This is a genomic window from Streptomyces tubbatahanensis (genome assembly GCF_022699385.1).
Lineage (GTDB): Bacteria > Actinomycetota > Actinomycetes > Streptomycetales > Streptomycetaceae > Streptomyces > Streptomyces diacarni.
Window position 1 is genome coordinate 576,809 of the sequence record NZ_CP093846.1, and the last position, 20,825, is coordinate 597,633.

Here is a 20,825-nt window from a genome sequence, read left to right on the forward strand (position 1 = left end):
GGGTCCTCACCGGCCGTCGGGCGCGCCGGGTTTGAGGACGTAGCCGGCGCCCCGCCGGGTGTGGATCATCGGCTGCCGCCCCGCGTCGATCTTCCTGCGCAGGTAGGAGATGTACAGCTCGACGATGTTCGCCTGGCCGCCGAAGTCGTAGGACCACACGCGGTCGAGTATCTGCGCCTTGCTGAGCACCCGGCGCTGGTTGCGCATCAGGAACCGCAGCAGCTCGAACTCCGTGGCGGTCAGCCGGATCTCCTCGTCCGCCCGCCAGACCTCGTGGCTCTCCTCGTCGAGCACCAGGTCGCCCACCGTCAGCAGCGACACGTCGCGCACCTGCTCGGCACCCGCCCTGCGCAGCAGACCGCGCAGCCGGGCGACGACCTCCTCCAGGCTGAACGGCTTGGTCACGTAGTCGTCGCCGCCCGCCGTCAGCCCCGCGATACGGTCCTCCACCGCGTCCCGTGCAGTGAGGAAGAGGACGGGCACCCCCGGGATCTCACCCCGCAGCCTGCGCAGCACCGTCAGTCCGTCGGTGTCCGGCAGCATCACATCGAGCACGACCGCGTCCGCGCGCCACTCCCGTACGGCGCGCACCGCACCGGCGCCGTCCCCGACGGAGCGCGCTTCCCATCCCTCGTACCGCAGGGCCATGGACAGCAGCTCGGCCAGCGGCGGCTCGTCGTCCACCACGAGCACCCGCACGGGTCGCCCGTCCCGCGTGAGCGCCGCTCCCGTCGCGGTCGCGGCGGCCGAAGCGGCCCCGGGCCGCGACGGGACGGCACCGGCACGCCCGGCTTCGGCGGACACAGAAGACTCACCCATGCCGCCAGCCTCCGCCCCGACCCTGAGAGTTCCCTGTGCGGCACCTGTGAGCCGGCTGAGAATACGCCGGGAACGGGGTCCGCCGGCCGGTGAGCCGGCGGCCGGGGGCGCCGGAGGCGGTGGCAGTGGGGCGGCGGCCCGGGGTGCCGGAGGCGGCGGTGGTGGGGGGCGGTCGGTGCGTACCCTGGCGGGAGTCCGCCGTACGTTCGAGGAGTACCGTATGACCGCCACCGCTTCCGCAGTCCCGACCCGTACCGCTGTCGTCACCGGCGCGAGCAGTGGTATCGGGGCCGCCACCGCGCGCGGACTGGCGGCCGCCGGCTACCGGGTGGTCCTCACCGCGCGCCGTGCCGAGCGGATCGAGGCCCTCGCCTCCCGGATCGGCGAGGCGGGCCACCACGCGGAGGCGTACCCCCTGGACGTGACGGACCGCGCCGCTGTCGACGCGTTCGCCCGGTCTCTGACGTCGGTCGATGTGCTGGTGAACAACGCGGGCGGGGCGCTCGGCGCCGATCCGGTCGCCTCGGGCGAACCTGACGAGTGGCGGCAGATGTACGAGACGAACGTCATCGGCACCCTGAACCTCACCCAGGCGCTGCTGCCCGCGCTCACCGACAGCGGTGACGGCACCGTCGTGGTGCTCTCCTCCACGGCCGGGCACGCCACCTACGAGGGCGGCGCCGGGTACGTCGCGGCCAAGCACGCCCAGCACGTACTCGCCGAGACGCTGCGGCTGGAGATCGTCGGGAGCCCCGTGAGGGTGATCGAGGTCGCGCCCGGGTTGGTCAAGACGGACGAGTTCGCGCTGACCCGGTTCCACGGGGACGCCGAGAAGGCCGCGGGCGTCTACGCGGGCGTGGCCGAGCCGCTGACGGCCGAGGACGTCGCGGAGACGATCACCTGGGCCGTCACCCGCCCGAGCCACGTCAACATCGACCTGCTGGTCGTCCGTCCGCGCGCGCAGGCCTCCAACTCGAAGCTGCACCGCGAGCGGTGACGGGCGGCCGCCCCGGGCCCCGCGCGCGTACTCAACGGCCCCCGGCCTCGGGGAGTTTCTCCAGCATCGTGCGGGCGCAGTCGAGGACGAGGGCGCACACCTCGTCGGGGTCGGCGCCCGCGAGAGCCCCCCTGCCGACCACCGAACGTGTCAGGCCGATGCCCAGCAGCCAGGCGAGGACCAGGTCGGCGCGGAGCGCGGCGTCCTCCGCGTCGGTGAGCGTGGCGAGGGCGTCCGCGTACTCCTCGCTCAGCAGCGCCCCCGTGCGGGAGGCGGTGCCGCCGACGGCCGAGCGCAGGAAGATCTCCAGCGCCCGGTGGCGCTGTCCCTGCTCGTCGGTGCCCGCGGCGAGCAGGCCGCGCAGCGCGGTCTCCAGCACGCTCTCTGGCGGGGTCTCGCGCAGGTGCCGCAGGCTCTCGCCGGCCACCACCTCCTCGAACAGCGACTGTTTCGAGCCGAAGTAGCGAAAGAGCAGCGCCTGGTTGACCCCGGCGCGGGCGGCGATCTCGCGGACGGTGGTGCGCTCGTAGCCGCGCTCCGCGAACAGCACCGCCGCCGCCTGGACCAGCGCCTGCCGTGTCGCTGCGGCGTCTCTCTTGCGTGCGGTCCGGTAGGCGGTCATGCCCCTCCCCCGTCGAATCCCCCGTCGAAGCAGCCACTCGGAGCGGCCAGCGTAACGGCCCCGCGCCCAACCGCACCCCGGTGAGGCACCGTTGACCGCCGCGACCGCACCGGCCTACTTTTGTAAGCAGACGCTTACAACCGGTAGGAGGTCGTGTGACCAGCACCGACACCGAACCCGTGGCCTACCCCTTCAACGAGGCGACGTCCCTCCACCTCTCCGACCGCTACGCCCTGATCCGCGACCAGGACGGGCTGCCGCGCGTGCGCCTCCCCTACGGCGAGGACGCCTGGCTCGTCACGCGTTACGCCGACGCCCGGCTCGTCCTGGGCGACAGCCGCTTCAGCCGCGCGGAGTCCGTGCGGCACGACGAGCCCCGCCAGTCGGAAGGGCGGCTGACGGGCGGGCTGTTGAGTATGGACCCGCCCGAACACGCCAGGCTGCGCACCCTGGTGGCCAAGGCCTTCACCGTGCGGCGGGTGGAGAAGCTGCGCCCCGACATCCGCGCCCTGGCCGAGGACCTGCTGCGGGACATGGCCGAGGCGGGGCCGCCCGCCGACCTGGTGGACGACTTCGCGCTGCCGCTGCCCGTCGGCGTGATCTGCCGGCTGCTGGGGGTCCCGGAGGCCGACAGGCCGCGCTTCCGGGTGTGGAGCGACAACGCGCTGTCGACCAGTTCGCTGACGGCCGAGGAGTTCGAAGCCAGCAGGAACGAACTGCGCGCCTACATGGCGGGGTTGATCGACCAGCACCGCGCGCACCCGGCCGACGATCTGATGACGGCGCTGATCGAGGCGCGGGACGATCGCGACCGGCTCTCCGAGCTGGAACTGGTCGATCTGTGCGTGGGCATCCTCGTCGCGGGGCACGAGACGACGGCCAGCCAGATCCCCAACTTCCTCTGTGTCCTGCTCGACCACCCCGAGCAGTTCGCGCGGCTGCGCGAGGACCCGGCACTGGTCGCCGGCGCCGTGGAGGAGCTGCTGCGCTTCGTGCCGCTCGGCGTCGGCGCGGGCCAGCCGCGCTACGCGACCGAGGACATCGACATCTCGGGGACGCGCGTGCGCGCAGGCGACCCGGTGCTGGTGGCCATCGGAGCGGCCAACCGCGACGCGCTGCGCTTCGACGGCTCGGGCAAGCTCGACATCACCCGTACGAACAACTCGCATCTGGGTTTCGGGCACGGCGTGCACCACTGTCTGGGCGCGCCCCTGGCCCGGGTCGAGCTCCAGGAGGCGCTGCGCGCGCTGCTGGGTATCCTGCCGGGTGTGCGACTGGCAGGGGACATCGACTGGAAGACGGCGATGCTCGTGCGGGGCCCGCGCTCCATGCCGGTGAGGTGGTGAACGATGACGTGGCGTGTCGAGATCGACCGGGACGTGTGCATCGGGTCGGGCATGTGTGCCGGCATGGCACCGGATGTCTTCGAGCTGGAGAACGAGCGCTCGCGTGCGGTCGCTGAGGAGATCGACCCGCAGGAGGCCGCCCTCGACGCGGCGGACTCCTGCCCGGCGCTGGCCATCACGCTGCTGGACGAGGACGGCGAGGTCGTCGGCCCCCGTCCGTGACCTGCGCAGCGCCCGCCCCTGACCCGCGCAACGCCCGCCCGGGTCCGCGGAACGCCCGCCCGCGTCCTGCGTGGTGGACGGGTGGTCCGTTCGCGTCCACCGTCCCCGTCCGCGCGGTGGACGTCGCACCTGCCCCGCCCGTGAGACTCGGGCGGGGCGTGCGGCGGGCGGCTCAGAAACCGGCCTCGTCGCGTCTCAGGGCGCCACCTCCGCCTCCCGCGGCCGGGGGATGAGGAACGAGGCGGCGTAGGCGGCCGCCACCACGACGCCTCCCAGGAGCAGGGCGGCCACGTAGCCGCCTGCCGAGGAGCTCCCCTGCGGGCTGCCGGACACCTGGACGGCGGACAGCAGCGCGAAGCTGAGCCCGGCGCCCAGGCCGAAGGCGGCCGAGATGAGTCCGGGCAGGAACCCGGGGTGGTCCTTGGGCGCCAGCACCACGCCGAGCAGGTTGAGGACGATGTTGGCGATGCCCGCGTAGGTGACCCCGAGCAGGACGGTGCAGCCGACCATGACGGGGAGCGAGTGGACGCCGACCAGCGCCATCACCACGACCACGACGGCGCTGCCCAGCAGGCCCCAGCGCAGCAGGCGGCGGTAGCCGACCAGGGGCGCGAGCCGCCCGGTGAAGGGGCCCACGAGCCAGCCGACGAGCGCGAACGGGGTGAGGAAGACGAGCGAGGCGAGGCCTGCCCCCATCCCGAACCCGGCCTGCTCGTTCTGCACGAACGACATCAGCACGCCGTTGACGGCGGCGAAGACGCCGGTGAGGGTGAGGAGGGTGGTCAGCAGGGGTGCCCAGGTGGCGCGCTGCCGCAGGTCGTCGATGCGCACCAGGGGGTGCCGGCTGCCCTTCTCCACCCTCCAGAAGACCGCGAACGCGAGCAAGGCCACCGCGAGCAGGCCCGCCGCCAGTGGCCAGTTGGCCCCGCCCAGTTTCTTGGCCTGGTCGACGGCGAGCAGCAGCGCCGCGACACTGATCACGAGGGGCGGCACGCCGGGCCAGTCCATCGGGGTACCGGCCGAGGGGCGGGATTCGGGGCAGCCCAGCGCGACGGCCACCGCGGCGACGAGCGCGACGAGTGCGATCACCCAGAAGATGCTGCGGAAGCCGTGGTGGGCGGCCAGCCAGCCGCCGGCCAGCGCGTCGACGCCCGCGATGCCGCCGTTGACGGCGGTGACCAGACCCATGAGCGTCCCGAACCGCTTCGGGTCGGTGATCTCGGAGCGCAGCATCAGCAGGGAGATCTGCACGACGGGTCCTGAGACGCCCTGGGCCACGCGGGCGATGTCGAGCACGGCGATGTTCGGCGCCACGGCGGCCAGTACCGTGCCGGCGGCCATGACGACGAGCATCCACAGCAGCACGCGCCTGCGCCCGACGATGTCGCTGAAGCGCGGCAGGAAGAGGGAGAACATCGCGCAGGCGGTGAAGAACGCCGTCTGCGACAGGCCGGTGGCCGCCTCGTCGGTGTGCAGCTCGCGGGCCATGGTGACCAGGGCGGGGCTGAGCATGCTGGCGTTGAGCTGGAAGGCCACGCAGGCGGCGAGCAGTGCCGTCATCAGCGCGGCGGTGCCGGCCGGCTTCTTCGCCGTCCTGACGTTCAGGTCGGATGCCATCCCGCTGCTCACTTCCGTATCCGGCACAGGCGGTCGACGAGCAGTTCGGGGAACGTGCCGTCGGTCTCCAGGACCACGGCGGCGTTGGCGCCGGGCTGTGCGGGGTAGCCGCGGTGGATGCCGCGGGTGTCGGCGACGAGCGCGCCGCGTGCCGCGCCGTCGGCGGTGTCCACGGTGACCGGCAGCCGGGGCGCGGCCCGGGGGGTGACCTCGCCGACGGCGATCCCCGCGGCGAGCGGGTCGTGGCAGGCCGAGCCGCGGAAGGGCAGCGCCGTCTCCTCGTGGAAGGTGAAGTAGAAGTCGAGGATCTCGCCCGCGAGCCGGCCGGCGGGGTTGCCGCAGGCGAGCAGCCGCTGCCGGTGCGCCTCGGTGAGGTTCTCGCGCATGGTGACGTCGAGCGGTACGAGGGTCAGGTCCCGCCACCCGGCGGCCAGCACCGCGGCGGCCGCCTCCGGGTCGTGGCCGATGTTGGCTTCGGCGAGCGGGCTGATGTTGCCGGGGTGGTGGACCGCGCCACCCATGATCGTGAGACGGCCCACCCACTCGGGCAGCCGGGGCTCCGCGCGAAGCGCCAGCGCCAGGTTGGTCAGCGGCGCCGTGGCGAGGATGTCGATGCCGGCCTCGGCCTCGCGGGCGGTGCGCAGGAGGAGTTCGACGGCGGTGCCCGGGCCGGGTGCCGCGGTGGGCGCGGGTAGCGCGACACCGCCGAGGCCGCCGTCGCCGTGGACGAAACCGGCCTCGGGGTGGGTGTCGCCGCGCAGGGTGGTGGCGGCTCCGGCCGCCACGGGGATGTCGGCACGGCCCGCGGTCTCCAGTACCTGGAGCGTGTTGCGGGCGGCTCGCTCCGCGGTGGTGTTCCCGGCGACGGTGGTGACGGCGCGCAGGTCCACCCCCGGGGTCCGGCAGAGATAGAGCAGGGCGACGGCGTCGTCGATTCCGGTGTCGCAGTCCACGAGCAGAGGGCGGGGGGCGGAGACGGGCATGGGTCACTTCCCGGGAGAGGAGACGAGCGGCAGGGCGGGCAGCCCGAGAGGCGCCCGACCGAGCAGTCGAGATTGTCGGACAATCAATTGGCCGAGAGAGTAGCCCTGCCCCGAGGTCGGCACAAGGGTTCACCCGCGGGAGGCATGCACGGCACCCGCGGGAACTCGGCGTGGGAGCAGTGCCGCAAAGCGGACGGGGACTTGACGGAGAGCCGCCGAAAGACCGTTGCGAGGCCGCTGGAAGACCGGCGCAGGGCTGGCACACGGCTGGCGCAGGGCCGAGGGAAGGCCGGTGGAAGAGGATGCGGCGAGGGGCGCTAGTCTTGGGGCGCACGCGTGGGCGGATCGCCATCGCAGCAGGACGACCGTCGCGCAATGTCCGACAAATGAACTCGGGAGCTCCGATGCCTCGACAGGGAGACCGTCGGCACTCACCCCGCGTGAAGCTCTACCAGCGGATCGTGGCGGCCATCGACGACGGCACCTTCCCTCCGGGGGCCAAGCTGCCGCCCGAGCCCGAGTTGGCCGCCCAGCTGGGCGTGAGCCGCTCGGGGCTGCGCGAGGTGCTGATCCTGCTGCAGGAGGACGGCGTGATAACCCGCCGCCAAGGCTCGGGAAGCGTCGTCAATCAGCCGCCGCCCGCCCCGGGGCTGGAGCGGCTGCTGCCCGTGGAAACGCTTCTGGGACCCGGCGCGCGCCGGTGCCGCCGCCTCGCCGTCGAGTGGGAGGAACCCACCGACTTCTCCGGCTACCACCTGCGCATGGCACCGGCGGAACGCGCCTGCTTCTGGGAGACGGTCGTCGACGTGGACGGCGCGCCCGCCTGTTTCGCGCACGAATGGGCCGCGGACGAGTCGGCGCTGCGCGCGGCGGCAGGACCGGCCCTCGTCGCCGCCCTCGGCACCGCCCCAGCAGGACCCGGCCCCACCGCGGCCGGCGCCACCGCGGCCGGCGCCGGGGATAGGGACGGGGCGGCCGACGCGAGCGAGAAGCCAGAGGGGGGCGCGAAGCCCGGCGGGCGGGGGGCGCCCCGAGGAAGCGGGTCCCCCGACGGGCGTGAGCCGGGCTGCACCATGCTGGCCGCGTTCCTGCACAGCGGTGCCGCCTCCCTGCTCACCGCGCGCAGCACGCTGGGGGCCACCGTGCTCGGTACGGAGCGCGGCCGGGCCGTCTCCCGGCCGCCGGAGACCCCGGCGCTGCTGCTCACCCAGACCGTTACGGCCGCCGGCCGCCCCGTCATGGCCGCCAAGTACCTCTTCCCCGCGGGCGCACCGCTGCTGTCCCTGACCCCGCGGCGCTGAGTCCCCGGGCGCCTCGGTGGCGCCGGGCCTCTCACGGGACCGCGCGCCGGGCCCGCGGGACGACGACAGGGGCGCCGTCGAGGGGGGCGGGCAGGATGTCGGCCTCCGCCTGGTAGAGCTCCTTGACCAGCGTCTCGTCGACCGTCTCGCGGGGGTCTCCCTGGGCCAGCACACGGCCGTCCTTCATGGCGACGAGGAGGTCGGCGTGGCGGGCCGCCGCCGTCAGATCGTGCTGCACCATGACGACGGTGCGCCCGGTGGCGGCCACCTCGCGGACGAGGGCGAGGACGTCGAGGGCGTGTCCGAGGTCGAGCGCGCTGGTCGGCTCGTCGAGCAGCACCACGGGGGTGTGCTGCGCGAGCACCATGGCGAGCCAGCACCGCTGACGCTGGCCGCCGGAGAGCTCGTCGAGGCGTTCGGCGGCCATCTCGGCGGTGCCGGTGGCCTCCAGCGCCTCGCGGACGGCGCGTTCGTCCTCGCGCGACCACTGGCGCAGCAGCCCCTGGTGGGGGTGGCGGCCGTAGCGGACGAGCCCGGCCACGGTGACGGCCTCCGGCGCGCGCGGCGACTGGGGCAGCAGGGCGACGCGGTGCGCGGCCTGGCGGCGGCTCAGCCGCCACACGTCGGCGCCCGCCGCCCGCACCGTCCCGGAGTCCGGGCGGTGCAGCCGGGCGAGGGCGCGCAACAGGGTGGACTTGCCGCAGCCGTTGGGGCCGACGACGGCGGCCACCTGGCCGCCGGTGACGGTGAGGTCCACGTCGTGGACGACGGGTCTGCCGGGGTAGCCGGCGTGCAGGGCGCGGACCTCCAGGCCCGGGGTCGTCTCGGTCATGGTCGGGTGCGCGCCTTTCGGGTGGTGCGGTCGGAGCGGAGCAGTACCCACAGGAGGAAGGGCCCGCCGAGCACGCTGGTGACGACGCCGACGGGGAGTTCGACGGGGGCGGCGACGCGGCCGAGGGCGTCGGCCGCGACCACGAGGACCGCGCCGGCGAGGGCGGAGCCGACGACGGGCACCCGGGTGGGCCCCGACAGCCCCTGGGCGAGGATCGGTGCGGCCAGCGCGACGAAGGCGACGGGTCCGCCGACGCCGACCGCCAGCCCGGCCAGGGCGACGGCGAGGCAGAGGGCGGCGGTTCTCAGACGGCGCAGCTCGACGCCGAGCGAGGCCGCCACCTCGTCGTCGAAGCGCAGCAGTTGCAGCCGGTGTCCCGCCGCCAGGCTGAGCGGCACCAGGAAGAGCAGCGCGATCGGGAAGGGCGTGCCCGCGCTCCAGTCGCGCCCGTTGAGGCTGCCGACGGCCCACAGGAACACCCCGCCGGCGGTGTTGTCGTTCTCCCGCGACATGATCAGGTCGCTGACGGCGCCGACGAGGGTGGAGACGCCGATGCCCACGACGAGGAGGCGGTAGCCGGCCGTGCCCGCGCCGCCCGCGCACAGCACCACGAGGGCGGCGGCGAGGACGGCACCGACCGGGCCGAGCCACCACTGGCCGACCATGCCGGTCGCGGATCCCGCGGCGGAGGCGACCACGGCGGCGGTGGCCCCTTCGTTGACGCCGACCAGGTCGGGCGTGGCGAGCCGATTGCCCGCCAGGGTCTGGGTGAGACAGCCGGCGACGCCGAGCGCGGCGCCGACCATCAACCCCACGCACAGCCGGGGCAGCCGGAAGTCGCGGACGATCATCACCGTGCCCGGGTCGCCGGTGCCCAGCAGGCCGCCGACCGCCTCCGCCGGCCCCATGCCGCTGGAAGAGGCCACGACCGCGAGCGTGGTGGCCAGCGCCAGCAGCGGCAGGAGGAGGGCGGCGGCCAGCGCGCTGCGGCGCGGGAAGAGCCAGGAGAGTGCTCCGGCGCGCAGCACGGTGCTGTCGGGCGGGAGCGCGGGGGGACGCTGCGAGGAGGCGCGGGGGTGGCCGTCGGGTGCGCTCATGCGGAGGCTCCCGCGGTGGACATGCGGTGCGAGCGGGCGATCCAGATGAGCAGCGGTCCGCCGACGAAGGCGAGCAGGACGCTGACCGGCGTCTCCCACGGCCTGATGACGATGCGGGCCAGCAGGTCGGCGAGGAGGAGCACGTCGGCCGCCACGAGTGCGGACAGCAGGAGTTGGGCGGTCATCCGCGCACCGGCCACGGTCCGTGCCGCGTAGGGCGCGAGCAGCCCCAGGAACGCGATGGGGCCTGCCACGGCGACCGCGCAGCCGGCCAGCAGGGAGACGGCGCCCGCCACCACGAGGCGGACGCGTTCGGGGTGGTGGCCCAGCGAGCGGGCGCTGTCGTCGCCGAGTCCGAGCGCCGACAGCGGGCGGGAGCAGGCCAGTGCCGTGCCCAGCCCGAGGAGCACCAGGGGCAGCAGGTCGAGCAGGTCGCCGGTCTCGACTCCGGCGAGCGAACCGATGGTCCAGTAGCGGTAGGTGTCGAACGTCGCCCTGGTGCCCAGCAGTACGTACGAGGTGAGCCCGTGGAAGGTGGCACCGAGCGCCGAGCCGACCAGGACGATCCGCAGCGGGGACCCGGCGGTCCGTCCTGAGGCGGCGAGCAGCAGGACGACGGCGCTCGCGGTGATGCCGCCCGCCAGCGCCCAGCCCAGCAGCGCGGTGGAGGACTCGGCTTCGAAGAAGGTGAGTCCGCACACGACGGCGAAGGCGGCCCCCGCGTTGACGCCCAGCAGGCCGGTCTCCGCGAGCGGGTTGCGGGTGGCGGCCTGGAGCAGGCATCCGGCGAGCCCGAGGCAGACGCCGACGAGGACGGCGGCCAGCGTTCTGGGCAGCCGGACGTCCACGACGGCGAGGCGGAGTTGGGCGTTGGCGCGGGCCTGCGGGTCGCCGAGGAGGTAGTCCCAGGCGCGGCCCGGGGAGCTGGAGCCGCTGCCGACGAGCAGCGAGGTGAGGACGAGCCCCAGGAGGAGAACGGTCAACACGGTGGCGGCCCGGAGGACCGATCGCCGCTTGCGCGCGGGGTGTTGCCCGGGGTGGGCGCCGGATACGGCGGCCCGTCTCTCTTGCGCACTGCTCATAAGGTTAGCCTAACCTAAGCTCGTCCGTCCGGAGTCGTCCGGACGGCAGAACCGCGCATGCCCGGAGCCGACCGCGCGTGCCCGAAGGAGAGAACCCGACCATGCAGCTCAAGCCCTCAGCCCCCGTTCGCCAACGCGTCACTCCCGCCGTCGCGGCGCTGTGCCTGACCGCGTGCGCGGCAGCGCTCGCCGGCTGCGGCTCCCCCGACGCCAAGGCCGGAGGGGACGGCAACGCGGACAAGGGCGGCACGGTCCGGGTCACCGACGCCACCGGCGCGAAGGTCGCGGTCCCCGAGGACCCCGAGCGCGTGGTCGCGCTCAGCGAGATGGACCTGGACTCCTCCCTCGCGCTCGGCGTCGAGCCGGTCGGTCTGACCGCGGGCCGGGGCCAGCAGGGGGCGCCCGCCTACCTGGCGGAACAGGCCAAGGGCATACCCGTGGTCGGCGCGGTGACCGGCCCGGACATCGAGAAGGTCGTCCGCGCGAAGCCGGACGTCATCCTCGCCGGGCAGCTCGCCGACAAGCAGGTCCTCGCGCAGCTGCGCAAGATCGCGCCCACCGTGGTGACCCTCGACAAGTCCAAGGACTGGCGCAGGTCCCTGCGGCTCACCGGCAAGGTGCTGGGCAAGGACGACGAGGCCGACGGCTTCCTCGACGACTACCGCGCGAAGGCGGACGCACTGAAGAAGGACCTCGGTCCCGACGCGGGCGCCACCGTGTCCGTCGCCCGGTACTCGGCCAAGGGCACCGCCGTGATGCAGCAGGGCGTCTTCATCAGCGACGTCCTGGGTGACCTCGGCTTCAAGCGGCCGGGCATCCAAAACCGCACGGGCGAGGGCCACTCCACGCCGATCAGCGACGAGAACCTCAAGAAGATCGACGGGGACTGGCTGTTCATCGGCACCCTGTCCCCGAACGGCCCCGACGCCGACCTGTTCGACGAACTGACCCGCAAGCCCGCCTACGAGCAGCTGGACGCCGTACGCGACCAGCACGTCACCGAGATCGACGGGTCCAAGTGGACCAGCCTGGGCGGCGCCAACGCCGCCGTCTCGGTACTGGCCGACATCAGGAAGGCCATGGTCGAGTGAGCACCGCACACCGGACGGCACCCGGCGCGTCGCGGCCCCGCACACCCGAACCCGCCCCCGAACTCGACGGAAGGCTCGCCCTGGTGACGGGCGCGGCCCGGGGCATCGGCGCGGCCGTCGTACGGGCGCTCGTCGCACAGGGCGCGCACGTCCTGGCCACCGATCTGGACCCGGCGGGCGTGGAGAAGCTCGCCGCCGAGCATCCCGGCCAGGTCACCGCCCGCCCGCTGGATGTGACCGACGCGGCGGCCGTCGAGGCGCTGCTGGCCGAGAGCGACCGCCTCCTGGGCCCGCTGGACATCGCCGCCAACGTCGCGGGAATTCTGCGCACCGCCGAGGTGACCGCGCTGAGCGACGCGGACTGGGAGGCCACCTTCGCCGTCAACACCGGCGGCGTCTTCCACGTGTCCCGGGCGGCTGCCCGCCCGATGTCCGCGCGCGGCAGCGGCAGCATCGTCACCGTCGCCTCGAACGCGGCGGGCATCCCACGCACCGGCATGGCCGCCTACGCCGCCTCCAAGGCCGCGACGGTGATGTTCACCAAGTGCCTCGGCCTGGAGGTGGCCGGGCGCGGAGTGCGCTGCAACACCGTCTCCCCCGGCTCCACGCTCACCGACATGCAGCGGGCCTGCTGGGGGCCCGGAGCCGACGACGAGGCGGCCGCGGCGCGGCGGGTCGTCGAGGGCGACCTCGCGACGTACCGCACCGGCATTCCGCTCGGCCGGATCGCCGACCCGGCCGACGTCGCCGAGGCCGTCGTCTTCCTCGCCTCCGACCGTGCCCGCCACATCACCCTGCACGACCTGTACGTGGACGGCGGCGCCACGCTGCGGGCCTGAACAACCGCCCCGCCGTTCGCCACGGTTCGTGCTCTCCCCTGGAGAAACCATGTCTGTCCCCTTGCGTGAACTCCCCGCCCCCACCGACGAGAGGGGGGCCGCTCAGCCGAACCCGAGCCTGTCGCCCGGCGCGGCGACCGCCCTTCTGGACGCCTACCGAAGCGGCACCGACCGGCTGCTGGCCACGCCCCACCGCACGCTGCTGGCGCACGGTACGGCGGCCGAGACGCCGCACGACGCACGGCCGCTGCCCGAGCGGGTACGCCACCTGCTGGACGCCCGGCGGCAGGCCGGAGACCCGGCACCGCTCGTGGTGGGCGCGCTGCCGTTCGACCCGGACGCGCCGCCCGCGCTGGCCGTCCCCGAACGGGTGCGCTGGGCACCACCGCTGCGCGAGGACCCGCTGGTCGTACTGCCGGTCCCCGAGCCGGAGGCCGAAGGCCGCTGGGAGATGCGCGAGGTGCCCAGCGCGGAGCGGTACGGCCAGGCGGTGGCCTCGGCCGTGGCACGGATGCGGGCCGGGGAGTTCGACAAGGTCGTGCTCGCCCGCACCCTGGAGCTGACCGCGCCCGGCGAGCCCGGCCTGCCCGCCATGCTGCGCCGGCTGGCCCGCCGCGACCCGGCCGGCTACACCTTCGCCGTGCCCAGCGGCCCGGGCCGCACCCTCGTCGGCGCCAGCCCCGAACTCCTCGTCGCACGCCGGAACGGCCGCCTGACGGCCAACCCGCTGGCCGGGTCGGCGCCCCGCAGCGGCGACCTGGCCGAGGACGTGCGGCGGGCCGCCGCCCTGCTGGAGTCGCCCAAGGACCTGCACGAACACGCCGTCGTGGTCGACGCGGTGCGCGAGGCGTTGGCGCCGTTCTGCTCGCACCTGGAGATACCGCAGAGGCCGACGCTGGTGCGCACCGCCGCCATGTGGCACCTGTCCACCACCGTCACAGGGCAGCTGTCCGACCCCTCGGTCACCGCGCTGGAACTGGCCTCGGCGCTGCACCCCACTCCGGCGGTCTGCGGCACGCCGACCCGCACGGCACGCGAGGTCATCGCCGCACTGGCGCCCTTCGCGCGCGGGCCCTACACCGGCATGGTCGGCTGGCAGGACGCCGACGGGGACGGCGAGTGGGTGGTGACGATCCGCTGCGCCGAGGCCGAGGGCTCACGGCTGCGGCTGTTCGCCGGGGCGGGCGTGGTGGCCGGCTCCTCCCCCGAGGCGGAGACCGCCGAGACCGCCGCGAAGTTCCGCACGTTCCTGGACGCCGTGGGGGCCGCGCTGTGAGCCCCCGGCAGACTCCGCCCGCACAGACCCGGGGGACCGTGCCCGCACCTGACCTGCGGACCCCGCCCGCACAGGACTCCGCCGCCACGGCACTCACCCCGGGCGTGGACGCGCCCACCTGGCCTGCCGGGTTCGCCGAACGCTACCGGGCCGCGGGCTACTGGCGCGGCGAGACCTTCGGGGGAATGCTGCGCGAGCGGGCCGCCGCGCACCCCGGCCGCGTCGCCCTGGTGGACCCCGCGCCCGAGCGCCGCACCTGGACCTACCGGCAGTTGGACGAGCGCGCCGACCGGCTGGCGGCGGGCTTCGCGGCACGCGGCATCGGCAGGGGCGACCGGGTCGTGCTGCAACTGCCCAACGTGGGCGAGTTCGTGGAGGTCGTCTTCGCGCTCTTCCGGATCGGCGCACTGCCCGTGTACGCGCTGCCCGCGCACCGCGAGACGGAGATTGCCTACTTCTGTGCCTTCACCGAGGCCGTGGCCTACGTCATCCCCGACCGGCACGCGGGCTTCGACCACCGGGAGCTGGCCTCCACGGTGGCCCGGAGGACACCGTCGCTGCGGTACGTGTTCGTCGTCGGCGATCCTGGCGAGCACACCGCGCTGGCCGACGTCGCCCGCGTCCCGGAGGGACCCCTCGACGGGCCGGAACCGCACGAGTTGGCGTTCCTCCAGCTCTCCGGCGGGACCACGGGTGTGCCCAAGCTGATCCCCAGGACCCACGACGACTACCTGTACTCGCTCCGCGGTTCGAACGAGATCTGCGGCGTCGACGCCGGCACCCGCTTCCTGGTCGTCCTGCCCGCGGCGCACAACTTCCCGATGAGCTCCCCCGGATGGCTGGGGACCCTGCTGGCCGGCGGCCGGGTCGTGCTGTGTCCGCGCCCCGAACCGGGCACCGCGTTCCCCCTCGTGGCGCGCGAGTCCATCACCATGACCGGTCTCGTGCCGCCGCTGGCGCTGGTGTGGACCCAGGCCGCAGCCGCCGCCGAGGACGACCTCTCCAGCCTGGAACTCGTCCTCGTCGGAGGTGCGAAATACAGCGAGGAGGCGGCGCGGCGCCTGGAGCCCGCGCTGGGCTGCCGGCTGATGCAGGTCTTCGGCATGGCCGAGGGGCTGGTCAACTACACCCGGCTGGACGACGACGAGGAGACCGTCGTGACCACCCAGGGCCGTCCCCTCTCCCCCGCCGACGAGGTCCGCGTCGTCGACGACGGCGACCGCGACGTGCCCGACGGCGCGTTCGGGCACCTGCTGACGCGCGGCCCGTACACGATCCGCGGCTACTGGCGCGCCGAGAGGCACAACGCCCGCTCCTTCACCCCGGACGGCTTCTACCGCACCGGCGACCTGGTGCGCCGCACCCCGAGCGGCCACCTGGTGGTCGGGGGCCGGGCCAAGGACCAGATCAACCGCGGCGGCGAGAAGATCGCACCGGAGGAGGTGGAGAACCTCATCCTCGCCCACCCCGGCGTGCACGACGTCTCCGTCGTCGCCGTGCCCGACACGTACCTGGGGGAACGCTCCCTGGCCTACGTCATCCCGCGCGAGGGCGCCGAGCCGTTGCGCCCCGCCCAGATCAGACGGTTCGTGCGGGAGCGCGGCATCGCCGCCTACAAGGTCCCCGACCTCGTCGAGTTCGTCACCGCGTTCCCGCAGACGGGCATCGGCAAGGTCAGCAAGAAGGGGCTGCGGTCCGCAGCGACCGCCGCCGAGCAGCAGTGAAAGGCGCCAAAGACCGTGGCACTTCCCGCCATCGCCCCCTATCCCCTGCCGAGAGCCGACGAGTTGCCCGCCAACCGCGCGGCCGGCTGGCGCGCGGACCCGGCACGCGCCGTGCTGCTCGTCCACGATCTGCAACAGCACTTCCTCGGCGCCTTCCCGGCCGGGCAGCAGCCGCTGACCGGCATGCTGGCCCACACCGCGCGGCTGCTGGAGACCTGCCGCGGCCTGGACGTACCGGTCGTCTACTCCGTACAGCGCGGGGGCCAGACCCCGCGCCAACGCGGCCTCCAACTCGACTTCTGGGGGCCGGGGGTGGCCGATGACAGGGACGCCCTCGCCGTTCCGGAGGCCGTCGCGCCCGTGCCGGGCGACCACACGGTCACCAAGTGGAAGTACAGCGCGTTCGTCCGCACCGACCTGGAGGGCATCCTGCGCCGGGCCGGCCGCGACCAGCTGATCGTCGTCGGCGTGTACGCGCACATCGGGGTGCAGGTGACCGTCTGCGACGCGTGGATGCGCGACATCGAGGCGTTCGTCGTCGCGGACGCCGTCGCCGACTTCTCCGCGGGCGACCACGCGGCGGCCCTGCGCTGGGTCGCGGGCCGCTGCGGTGTCGTCACCACGACTGACGCGCTCCTCGACGACTTCACCGCCACGCCGCGCCCTGCCGACCACCCCACCGCCCGCACGGAGGCCTGAACCGATGTCCCTCACACCCGAGCAGATCCGCGCCGACGTCGCCGACGCCCTCGGCGAGGACCCCGCCGACATACCGCTCGACGGCAACCTGATCGACCACGGGCTCGACTCGGTGCGCCTGATGACCCTGCTGGAACGCTGGCGCCGCGACCACGAGGTGCGCGCCGACTTCGCCGACCTCGCCGAGACCCCCGCCATCGAGGCGTGGGCACCGCTGCTGGGGGCGGCATGACCGTACTGACCACACACAGGCCAGGGCCCGCGGAAGCCGGCGACGGTGCCTGGCTGCCGCTCACCACCGCGCAGGAGGGCATGTTCTACGCGCAGGCCCTCGACCCGCTCAGCCCCGCACAGAACACCGCCGAGTGCCTGGTGCTCGACGGCCCGCTCGACCCGGAGGCGTTCGCGGCCGCGCTGCGCCGGGTGGCCGGCGAGGCCGACGCGCTGCGGGTCCGCGTCCAGGACACGGAGCAGGGCCCGCGCCAGCAGGTGCGGGCGTCCGTGGAACCGCCGCTGACCGTACGGGACCTGCGACCCGCCGGGGAAGAGGCCGAGCGGCAAGCCCAGGAGTGGATGGACGCGGACCTCGCCACCCCGTGCGACCTGGCGAGGGACCCGGCCTTCCGGCACGCCCTCTTCCGCGTCGGCGACCGGCGGTGGCTGTGGTACCAGCGCGTCCACCACCTGGTCATGGACGGGTTCGGGCACGCGCTCCTGGTGCGCCGCACCGCGCAGGTCTACAGCGCGCTCGTCGGCGGCCGGGAGCCGGGCCCGCGGGCCTTCGGGCCGCTGGCCGACCTGGTGGCCGAGGACGCGGCCTACCGCGCCTCCGAGGAGTGCGCACGAGACCGCGCGCACTGGTGCGCCGCCCTGGCCGACCGGCCGGAGGCGCCGCGGCTCGCCGGGCGCAGCGCACTGCCGGCCCGGACGTTCCACCGCCGCACCGCCCACCTGGCGCCCGAGGCGACCGAGGAGCTGCGGGCCCTGGCCGGCAGGCTCCGCGCCACCTGGCCCGACCTGCTGATCGCCGCCCAGGCCCTCTACGTCTCCCGGGCCTGCGGCCGCGACGACGTGGTACTCGGACTGCCGATGATGGGCCGGATGGGGTCGGTCGCGCTGCGGGTGCCCGGCATGGTGATGAACGTGCTGCCGCTGCGGCTGACGGTGCGGCCCGAGGACTCCTTCGCCGACCTGGTGCGCCAGGTGGTGCTCGGCGTGCGCCAGGTGCGCCGCCACCAGCGGTACCGGTACGAGGACATCCGCCGCGACCTGGGCCTGCTGGGCACCTCCCGGGGACTGGTGGGCCCGCTCGTCAACGTCATGCCGTTCGACTACGCGGCCGACTTCGCCGGCACGCCGCTGCGGGCTCGGAACCTGTCCGCAGGTCCTGTGGACGACCTGACCGTCAACATCTACGACCGTGCCGACGGGCGCGGACTGCGCATCGACCACGACGGCAACCCGGCCCTGTACGGCCAAGCCGACCTCGCCGCACACCAGGAGCGCTTCCTCCACCTGCTGGACCGGCTCGCCCGGACCGACCCGCACACCCCCACGGCCATCCACGGCATCGCCACACCGGCCGAGGAGGCCCTGGTCGTCGAGGAGTTCAACCGCACGGCGCGCGCGCTGCCGCCCACCACCCTGATCGGCCCCATCGAGGCGCAGGCCGCCCGCACCCCGCGGGCCACCGCGCTGGTGTACGGCTCGACGACGCTCAGCTACGCCCAACTCGACGCCCGTGCCAACCGGCTGGCCCGGCACCTGCGGACGCTGGGCGCAGGCGTCGGCACCGTGGTGGCGGTCTCCGTGCCCCGCTCGGCGGAGCTGGTGGTCGCCCTTCTCGCGGTGCTCAAGACGGGGGCCGCCTACCTGCCGCTCGACCCCGACTACCCGGCCGCGCGGCTCGCCCTCATGCTTGAGGACGCCGCGCCGGTGTGCGCCGTCACCGACCACGCGGAGCGGCTCCAAGCATCCCGCGGCACCCCGCTGGTCGCCCTCGAGGACCTGGACGAGACCGCACTTGCCTGCTACCCGCCCGTGCCTCCCGCGCGGCCGCTGACACCCGCCCACCCGGCGTACGTCCTCTACACCTCGGGCTCCACGGGACGCCCCAAGGGCGTCGTCGTCCCGCACCGCGCCATCGACAACCGGCTGCGCTGGATGCAGCACACCTACCCGCTCACCCACACCGACCGGGTGCTCCAGAAGACACCCTCGTCGTTCGACGTCTCCGTCTGGGAGTTCTTCTGGCCCCTGCGCGAGGGCGCGACGCTGGTGGTCGTGGAACCCGGCGGCCATCGCGACCCGGCGCGCCTCGCCGAGGTGATACGGCAGCAGGGCGTCACCGTCTGCCACTTCGTGCCGTCGATGCTCCAGGCGTTCCTCTCCGGGCCCGAAGCGGCCGGGTGCACGGGGCTGAGCCGGGTGTTCTGCAGCGGCGAGGCGCTGCACCGCGAGACGGCGCAGGCCTTCTTCGCCGCACTGCCCGGCGTCGAGCTGCACAACCTGTACGGCCCCACCGAGGCCGCCGTAGACGTCTCCCACCACGCCTGCGACCCGGACGCGCCAGGCCCGGTACCGATCGGCCGCCCGGTGTGGAACACCCGCCTGCACGTGCTCGACGCGGCCGGACGGCCGTGCCCGCCAGGCGTGCCGGGAGAGCTGTACCTGGCCGGAGCCCAACTGGCCGACGGTTACCTGAACCGCCCCGAACTGACCGCCGAGCGCTTCGTGACGACGACGCCGGGCGGCCAGGAGGTAGCCCACCGGCCGCCGGAACAGCGGATGTACCGCACCGGGGACCTGGCACGCTGGACGGAGGAGGGAGAGGTCGTCTACCTGGGTCGCACCGACGACCAGGTGAAACTGAGCGGCCAGCGCATCGAACTCGGGGAGGTCGAGGCCGCGCTGGCGGCCGGGGCCGAAGTGACCGGCGCCTGCGCCGTGGTGCGCGAGGACCGTCCGGGCGAGCAGCGCCTGGTCGGGTACGTGACCGGGGACGCGGACCCGTCGGCGGTGCGCGAAGCCCTCGCCGCGGAACTCCCCGCACACATGGTGCCGTCGGCGGTCGTCGCCGTGGCCGGGTTCCCGCTCGGCCCCAGCGGCAAGCTCGACCGCGGGAGACTGCCCGCGCCCGTCTTCACCGCCTCCGGCGGCGCGGCCGGCGGGCGGCGCCCCGCAGGGCCGCGCGAGGAGCTGCTGACCCGCCTGTTCTCCGAGGTGCTCGGCGTGCCGGACGTGGGACCCGAGGACGCGTTCTTCGACCTGGGCGGCACCTCGCTGCTCGCCGTCCGGCTGGTGGCCCGCGTACGCGAGACGCACGGGGCCGAACTGACCATCGGCTCACTGTTCGAGGCACCGACCCCCGCCGCGCTCGCCGCCCGCCTGGAGACCGCGGCCCCCGTCTCCGGCGACGCCCTGGACGTGCTCTTGGCACTGCGCCCCACCGGCGGGAGGACACCGCTGTTCGCCCTCCACCCGGCGGGCGGCCTGGCCTGGTGCTACGCAGGGCTGACGGCCCGGCTCGGCCCCGAACAGCCCGTCTGGGGCGTGCAGGCACGCGGACTCGCCGACGAGGAGCCGCTGCCCGGCTCACTGCTGGAGGAGGCCGCCGACTACGCGGCCGGAATCCGCGCCCTCCAGCCGCACGGCCCCTACCGGCTGCTGGGCTGGTCGGTCGGCGGGGTCCTCGCCCACACCGTGGCCGTACTGCTCCAGGAGGCCGGGGAACGCGTCGACCTGCTGGCGCTGCTCGATGCGTTCCCCGCCGAACAGTGGCGTGCCAGGCCCGCACCCGAGGAGGGCGACGCGCTCACCGCCGTGCTGCGGATGGCCGGCTTCGAGCGCACGACCGAACGCGACCGCGACGACGTCCTGACCACCCTGCGCCGGGCGGGCAGCCCGCTGGCCGGGCTCGCCGACCGCACGCTGGCACGGATCGTGGACGTGGTGCCCAACCACGCCCGGCTGATGCGCGAGCACCGGCACCGGGTCTTCGACGGCGATGTCGTCTTCTTCACGGCCGCGGCACCACGCGCCGAGGACTGGCTGACCCACACGGCATGGCAGCCACACGTCACCGGCACGATCGCCAACCACGACCTCGCCTGCACACACCCTCGACTGCTACGGGACGAACACCTCGACACGATCGCCTCGACGCTGCTGCGGAGGCTCGCTCAGCTGGACGGCTGAGCGGGCCCGGCGCCGCTTTCGAGGCGTCCGGGGGAGTGCTAGGCAGCACCCGCGGAAATCCGAACGGGTACTCCGAGAGTG

General features: G+C 74.3%; 18 protein-coding genes. 11 read left to right on the forward strand and 7 right to left on the reverse strand.

All coding sequences use genetic code 11. The features are described from left to right. Positions 1–6: 6 nt before the first annotated feature. Complete coding sequence (locus MMF93_RS02460; RefSeq protein ID WP_274709420.1) at positions 7–819, reverse strand: response regulator transcription factor; 813 nt, start codon at positions 817–819, stop codon at positions 7–9. Positions 820–1,039: 220 nt separating this feature from the next. Between MMF93_RS02460 and MMF93_RS02465 the strand changes: the two genes are divergently transcribed. After that, positions 1,040–1,816, forward strand: a complete 777-nt coding sequence (locus tag MMF93_RS02465) for an SDR family NAD(P)-dependent oxidoreductase (protein ID WP_242749145.1) — start codon at positions 1,040–1,042, stop codon at positions 1,814–1,816. Positions 1,817–1,847: 31 nt separating this feature from the next. Here MMF93_RS02465 and MMF93_RS02470 read toward each other — a convergent pair whose 3' ends face one another. Continuing rightward, on the reverse strand, positions 1,848–2,438 hold the full coding sequence (locus MMF93_RS02470) for a TetR/AcrR family transcriptional regulator (RefSeq protein ID WP_242749148.1): 591 nt from the start codon (positions 2,436–2,438) through the stop codon (positions 1,848–1,850). A 155-nt stretch (positions 2,439–2,593) separates the two neighbouring features. Between MMF93_RS02470 and MMF93_RS02475 the strand changes: the two genes are divergently transcribed. Both MMF93_RS02475 and MMF93_RS02480 read left to right on the forward strand, forming a co-directional pair. After that, positions 2,594–3,784 (forward strand): cytochrome P450, encoded by a 1,191-nt coding sequence (locus MMF93_RS02475; RefSeq protein WP_242749150.1) that lies wholly within the window; start codon positions 2,594–2,596, stop codon positions 3,782–3,784. 3 nt (positions 3,785–3,787) lie between these two features. After that, positions 3,788–4,006 carry a ferredoxin gene (locus MMF93_RS02480; protein ID WP_114020735.1) on the forward strand — a complete coding sequence of 73 codons (219 nt, stop codon included), beginning with the start codon at positions 3,788–3,790 and terminating at the stop codon, positions 4,004–4,006. A gap of 195 nt (positions 4,007–4,201) precedes the next feature. On the opposite strand, the gene uriT is transcribed toward MMF93_RS02480, so the two are convergent. Beyond that, the gene (gene uriT, locus MMF93_RS02485) at positions 4,202–5,623 is read right to left on the reverse strand and encodes a uridine transporter UriT (protein WP_242749152.1); all 1,422 of its coding nucleotides are present in this window, start codon (positions 5,621–5,623) and stop codon (positions 4,202–4,204) included. 8 nt (positions 5,624–5,631) lie between these two features. Further along, a complete protein-coding gene (locus tag MMF93_RS02490) occupies positions 5,632–6,606 on the reverse strand; it encodes a nucleoside hydrolase (RefSeq protein ID WP_242749154.1) in 975 nt (324 codons plus the stop codon). Positions 6,607–7,010: 404 nt separating this feature from the next. On the opposite strand from MMF93_RS02490, the gene MMF93_RS02495 reads away from it, so the two are divergent. After that, entirely contained in the window at positions 7,011–7,907 is an 897-nt protein-coding gene (locus MMF93_RS02495; protein ID WP_242749156.1) for a GntR family transcriptional regulator, read from the forward strand. A gap of 31 nt (positions 7,908–7,938) precedes the next feature. Here MMF93_RS02495 and MMF93_RS02500 read toward each other — a convergent pair whose 3' ends face one another. The 3 genes from MMF93_RS02500 to MMF93_RS02510 are packed head-to-tail and all read right to left on the reverse strand — an operon-like array spanning position 7,939 to position 10,918. Then, a complete protein-coding gene (locus tag MMF93_RS02500) occupies positions 7,939–8,739 on the reverse strand; it encodes an ABC transporter ATP-binding protein (protein ID WP_242749158.1) in 801 nt (266 codons plus the stop codon). Beyond that, the gene (locus MMF93_RS02505; protein WP_242749160.1) at positions 8,736–9,836 is read right to left on the reverse strand and encodes a FecCD family ABC transporter permease; all 1,101 of its coding nucleotides are present in this window, start codon (positions 9,834–9,836) and stop codon (positions 8,736–8,738) included. The genes MMF93_RS02500 and MMF93_RS02505 overlap by 4 nt, the downstream gene beginning before the upstream one ends. Beyond that, the gene (locus tag MMF93_RS02510; protein WP_242749162.1) at positions 9,833–10,918 is read right to left on the reverse strand and encodes a FecCD family ABC transporter permease; all 1,086 of its coding nucleotides are present in this window, start codon (positions 10,916–10,918) and stop codon (positions 9,833–9,835) included. Before MMF93_RS02510 ends, MMF93_RS02505 begins: the two co-directional genes overlap by 4 nt. Before the next feature lie 101 nt (positions 10,919–11,019). Here MMF93_RS02510 and MMF93_RS02515 point away from each other — a divergent pair, with 101 nt between their 5' ends. From MMF93_RS02515 to MMF93_RS02545, 7 genes are read left to right on the forward strand one after another with little or no spacing between them, the layout of a single operon-like run. Further along, positions 11,020–12,009 (forward strand): ABC transporter substrate-binding protein, encoded by a 990-nt coding sequence (locus MMF93_RS02515; protein WP_242749164.1) that lies wholly within the window; start codon positions 11,020–11,022, stop codon positions 12,007–12,009. Further along, entirely contained in the window at positions 12,006–12,848 is an 843-nt protein-coding gene (locus MMF93_RS02520; RefSeq protein WP_274709421.1) for a 2,3-dihydro-2,3-dihydroxybenzoate dehydrogenase, read from the forward strand. The genes MMF93_RS02515 and MMF93_RS02520 overlap by 4 nt, the downstream gene beginning before the upstream one ends. A 49-nt stretch (positions 12,849–12,897) precedes the next feature. After that, a complete protein-coding gene (locus MMF93_RS02525; RefSeq protein ID WP_242749166.1) occupies positions 12,898–14,124 on the forward strand; it encodes an isochorismate synthase in 1,227 nt (408 codons plus the stop codon). A 38-nt stretch (positions 14,125–14,162) separates the two neighbouring features. Then, positions 14,163–15,848, forward strand: a complete 1,686-nt coding sequence (locus tag MMF93_RS02530) for a (2,3-dihydroxybenzoyl)adenylate synthase (RefSeq protein WP_423835337.1) — start codon at positions 14,163–14,165, stop codon at positions 15,846–15,848. A gap of 15 nt (positions 15,849–15,863) precedes the next feature. Continuing rightward, a complete protein-coding gene (locus MMF93_RS02535) occupies positions 15,864–16,547 on the forward strand; it encodes an isochorismatase family protein (protein WP_242749168.1) in 684 nt (227 codons plus the stop codon). A 4-nt stretch (positions 16,548–16,551) separates the two neighbouring features. Continuing rightward, a complete protein-coding gene (locus MMF93_RS02540) occupies positions 16,552–16,779 on the forward strand; it encodes a phosphopantetheine-binding protein (protein WP_242749170.1) in 228 nt (75 codons plus the stop codon). Beyond that, positions 16,776–20,744, forward strand: a complete 3,969-nt coding sequence (locus MMF93_RS02545; RefSeq protein WP_242749172.1) for an amino acid adenylation domain-containing protein — start codon at positions 16,776–16,778, stop codon at positions 20,742–20,744. Before MMF93_RS02540 ends, MMF93_RS02545 begins: the two co-directional genes overlap by 4 nt. Positions 20,745–20,825: the final 81 nt, after the last annotated feature.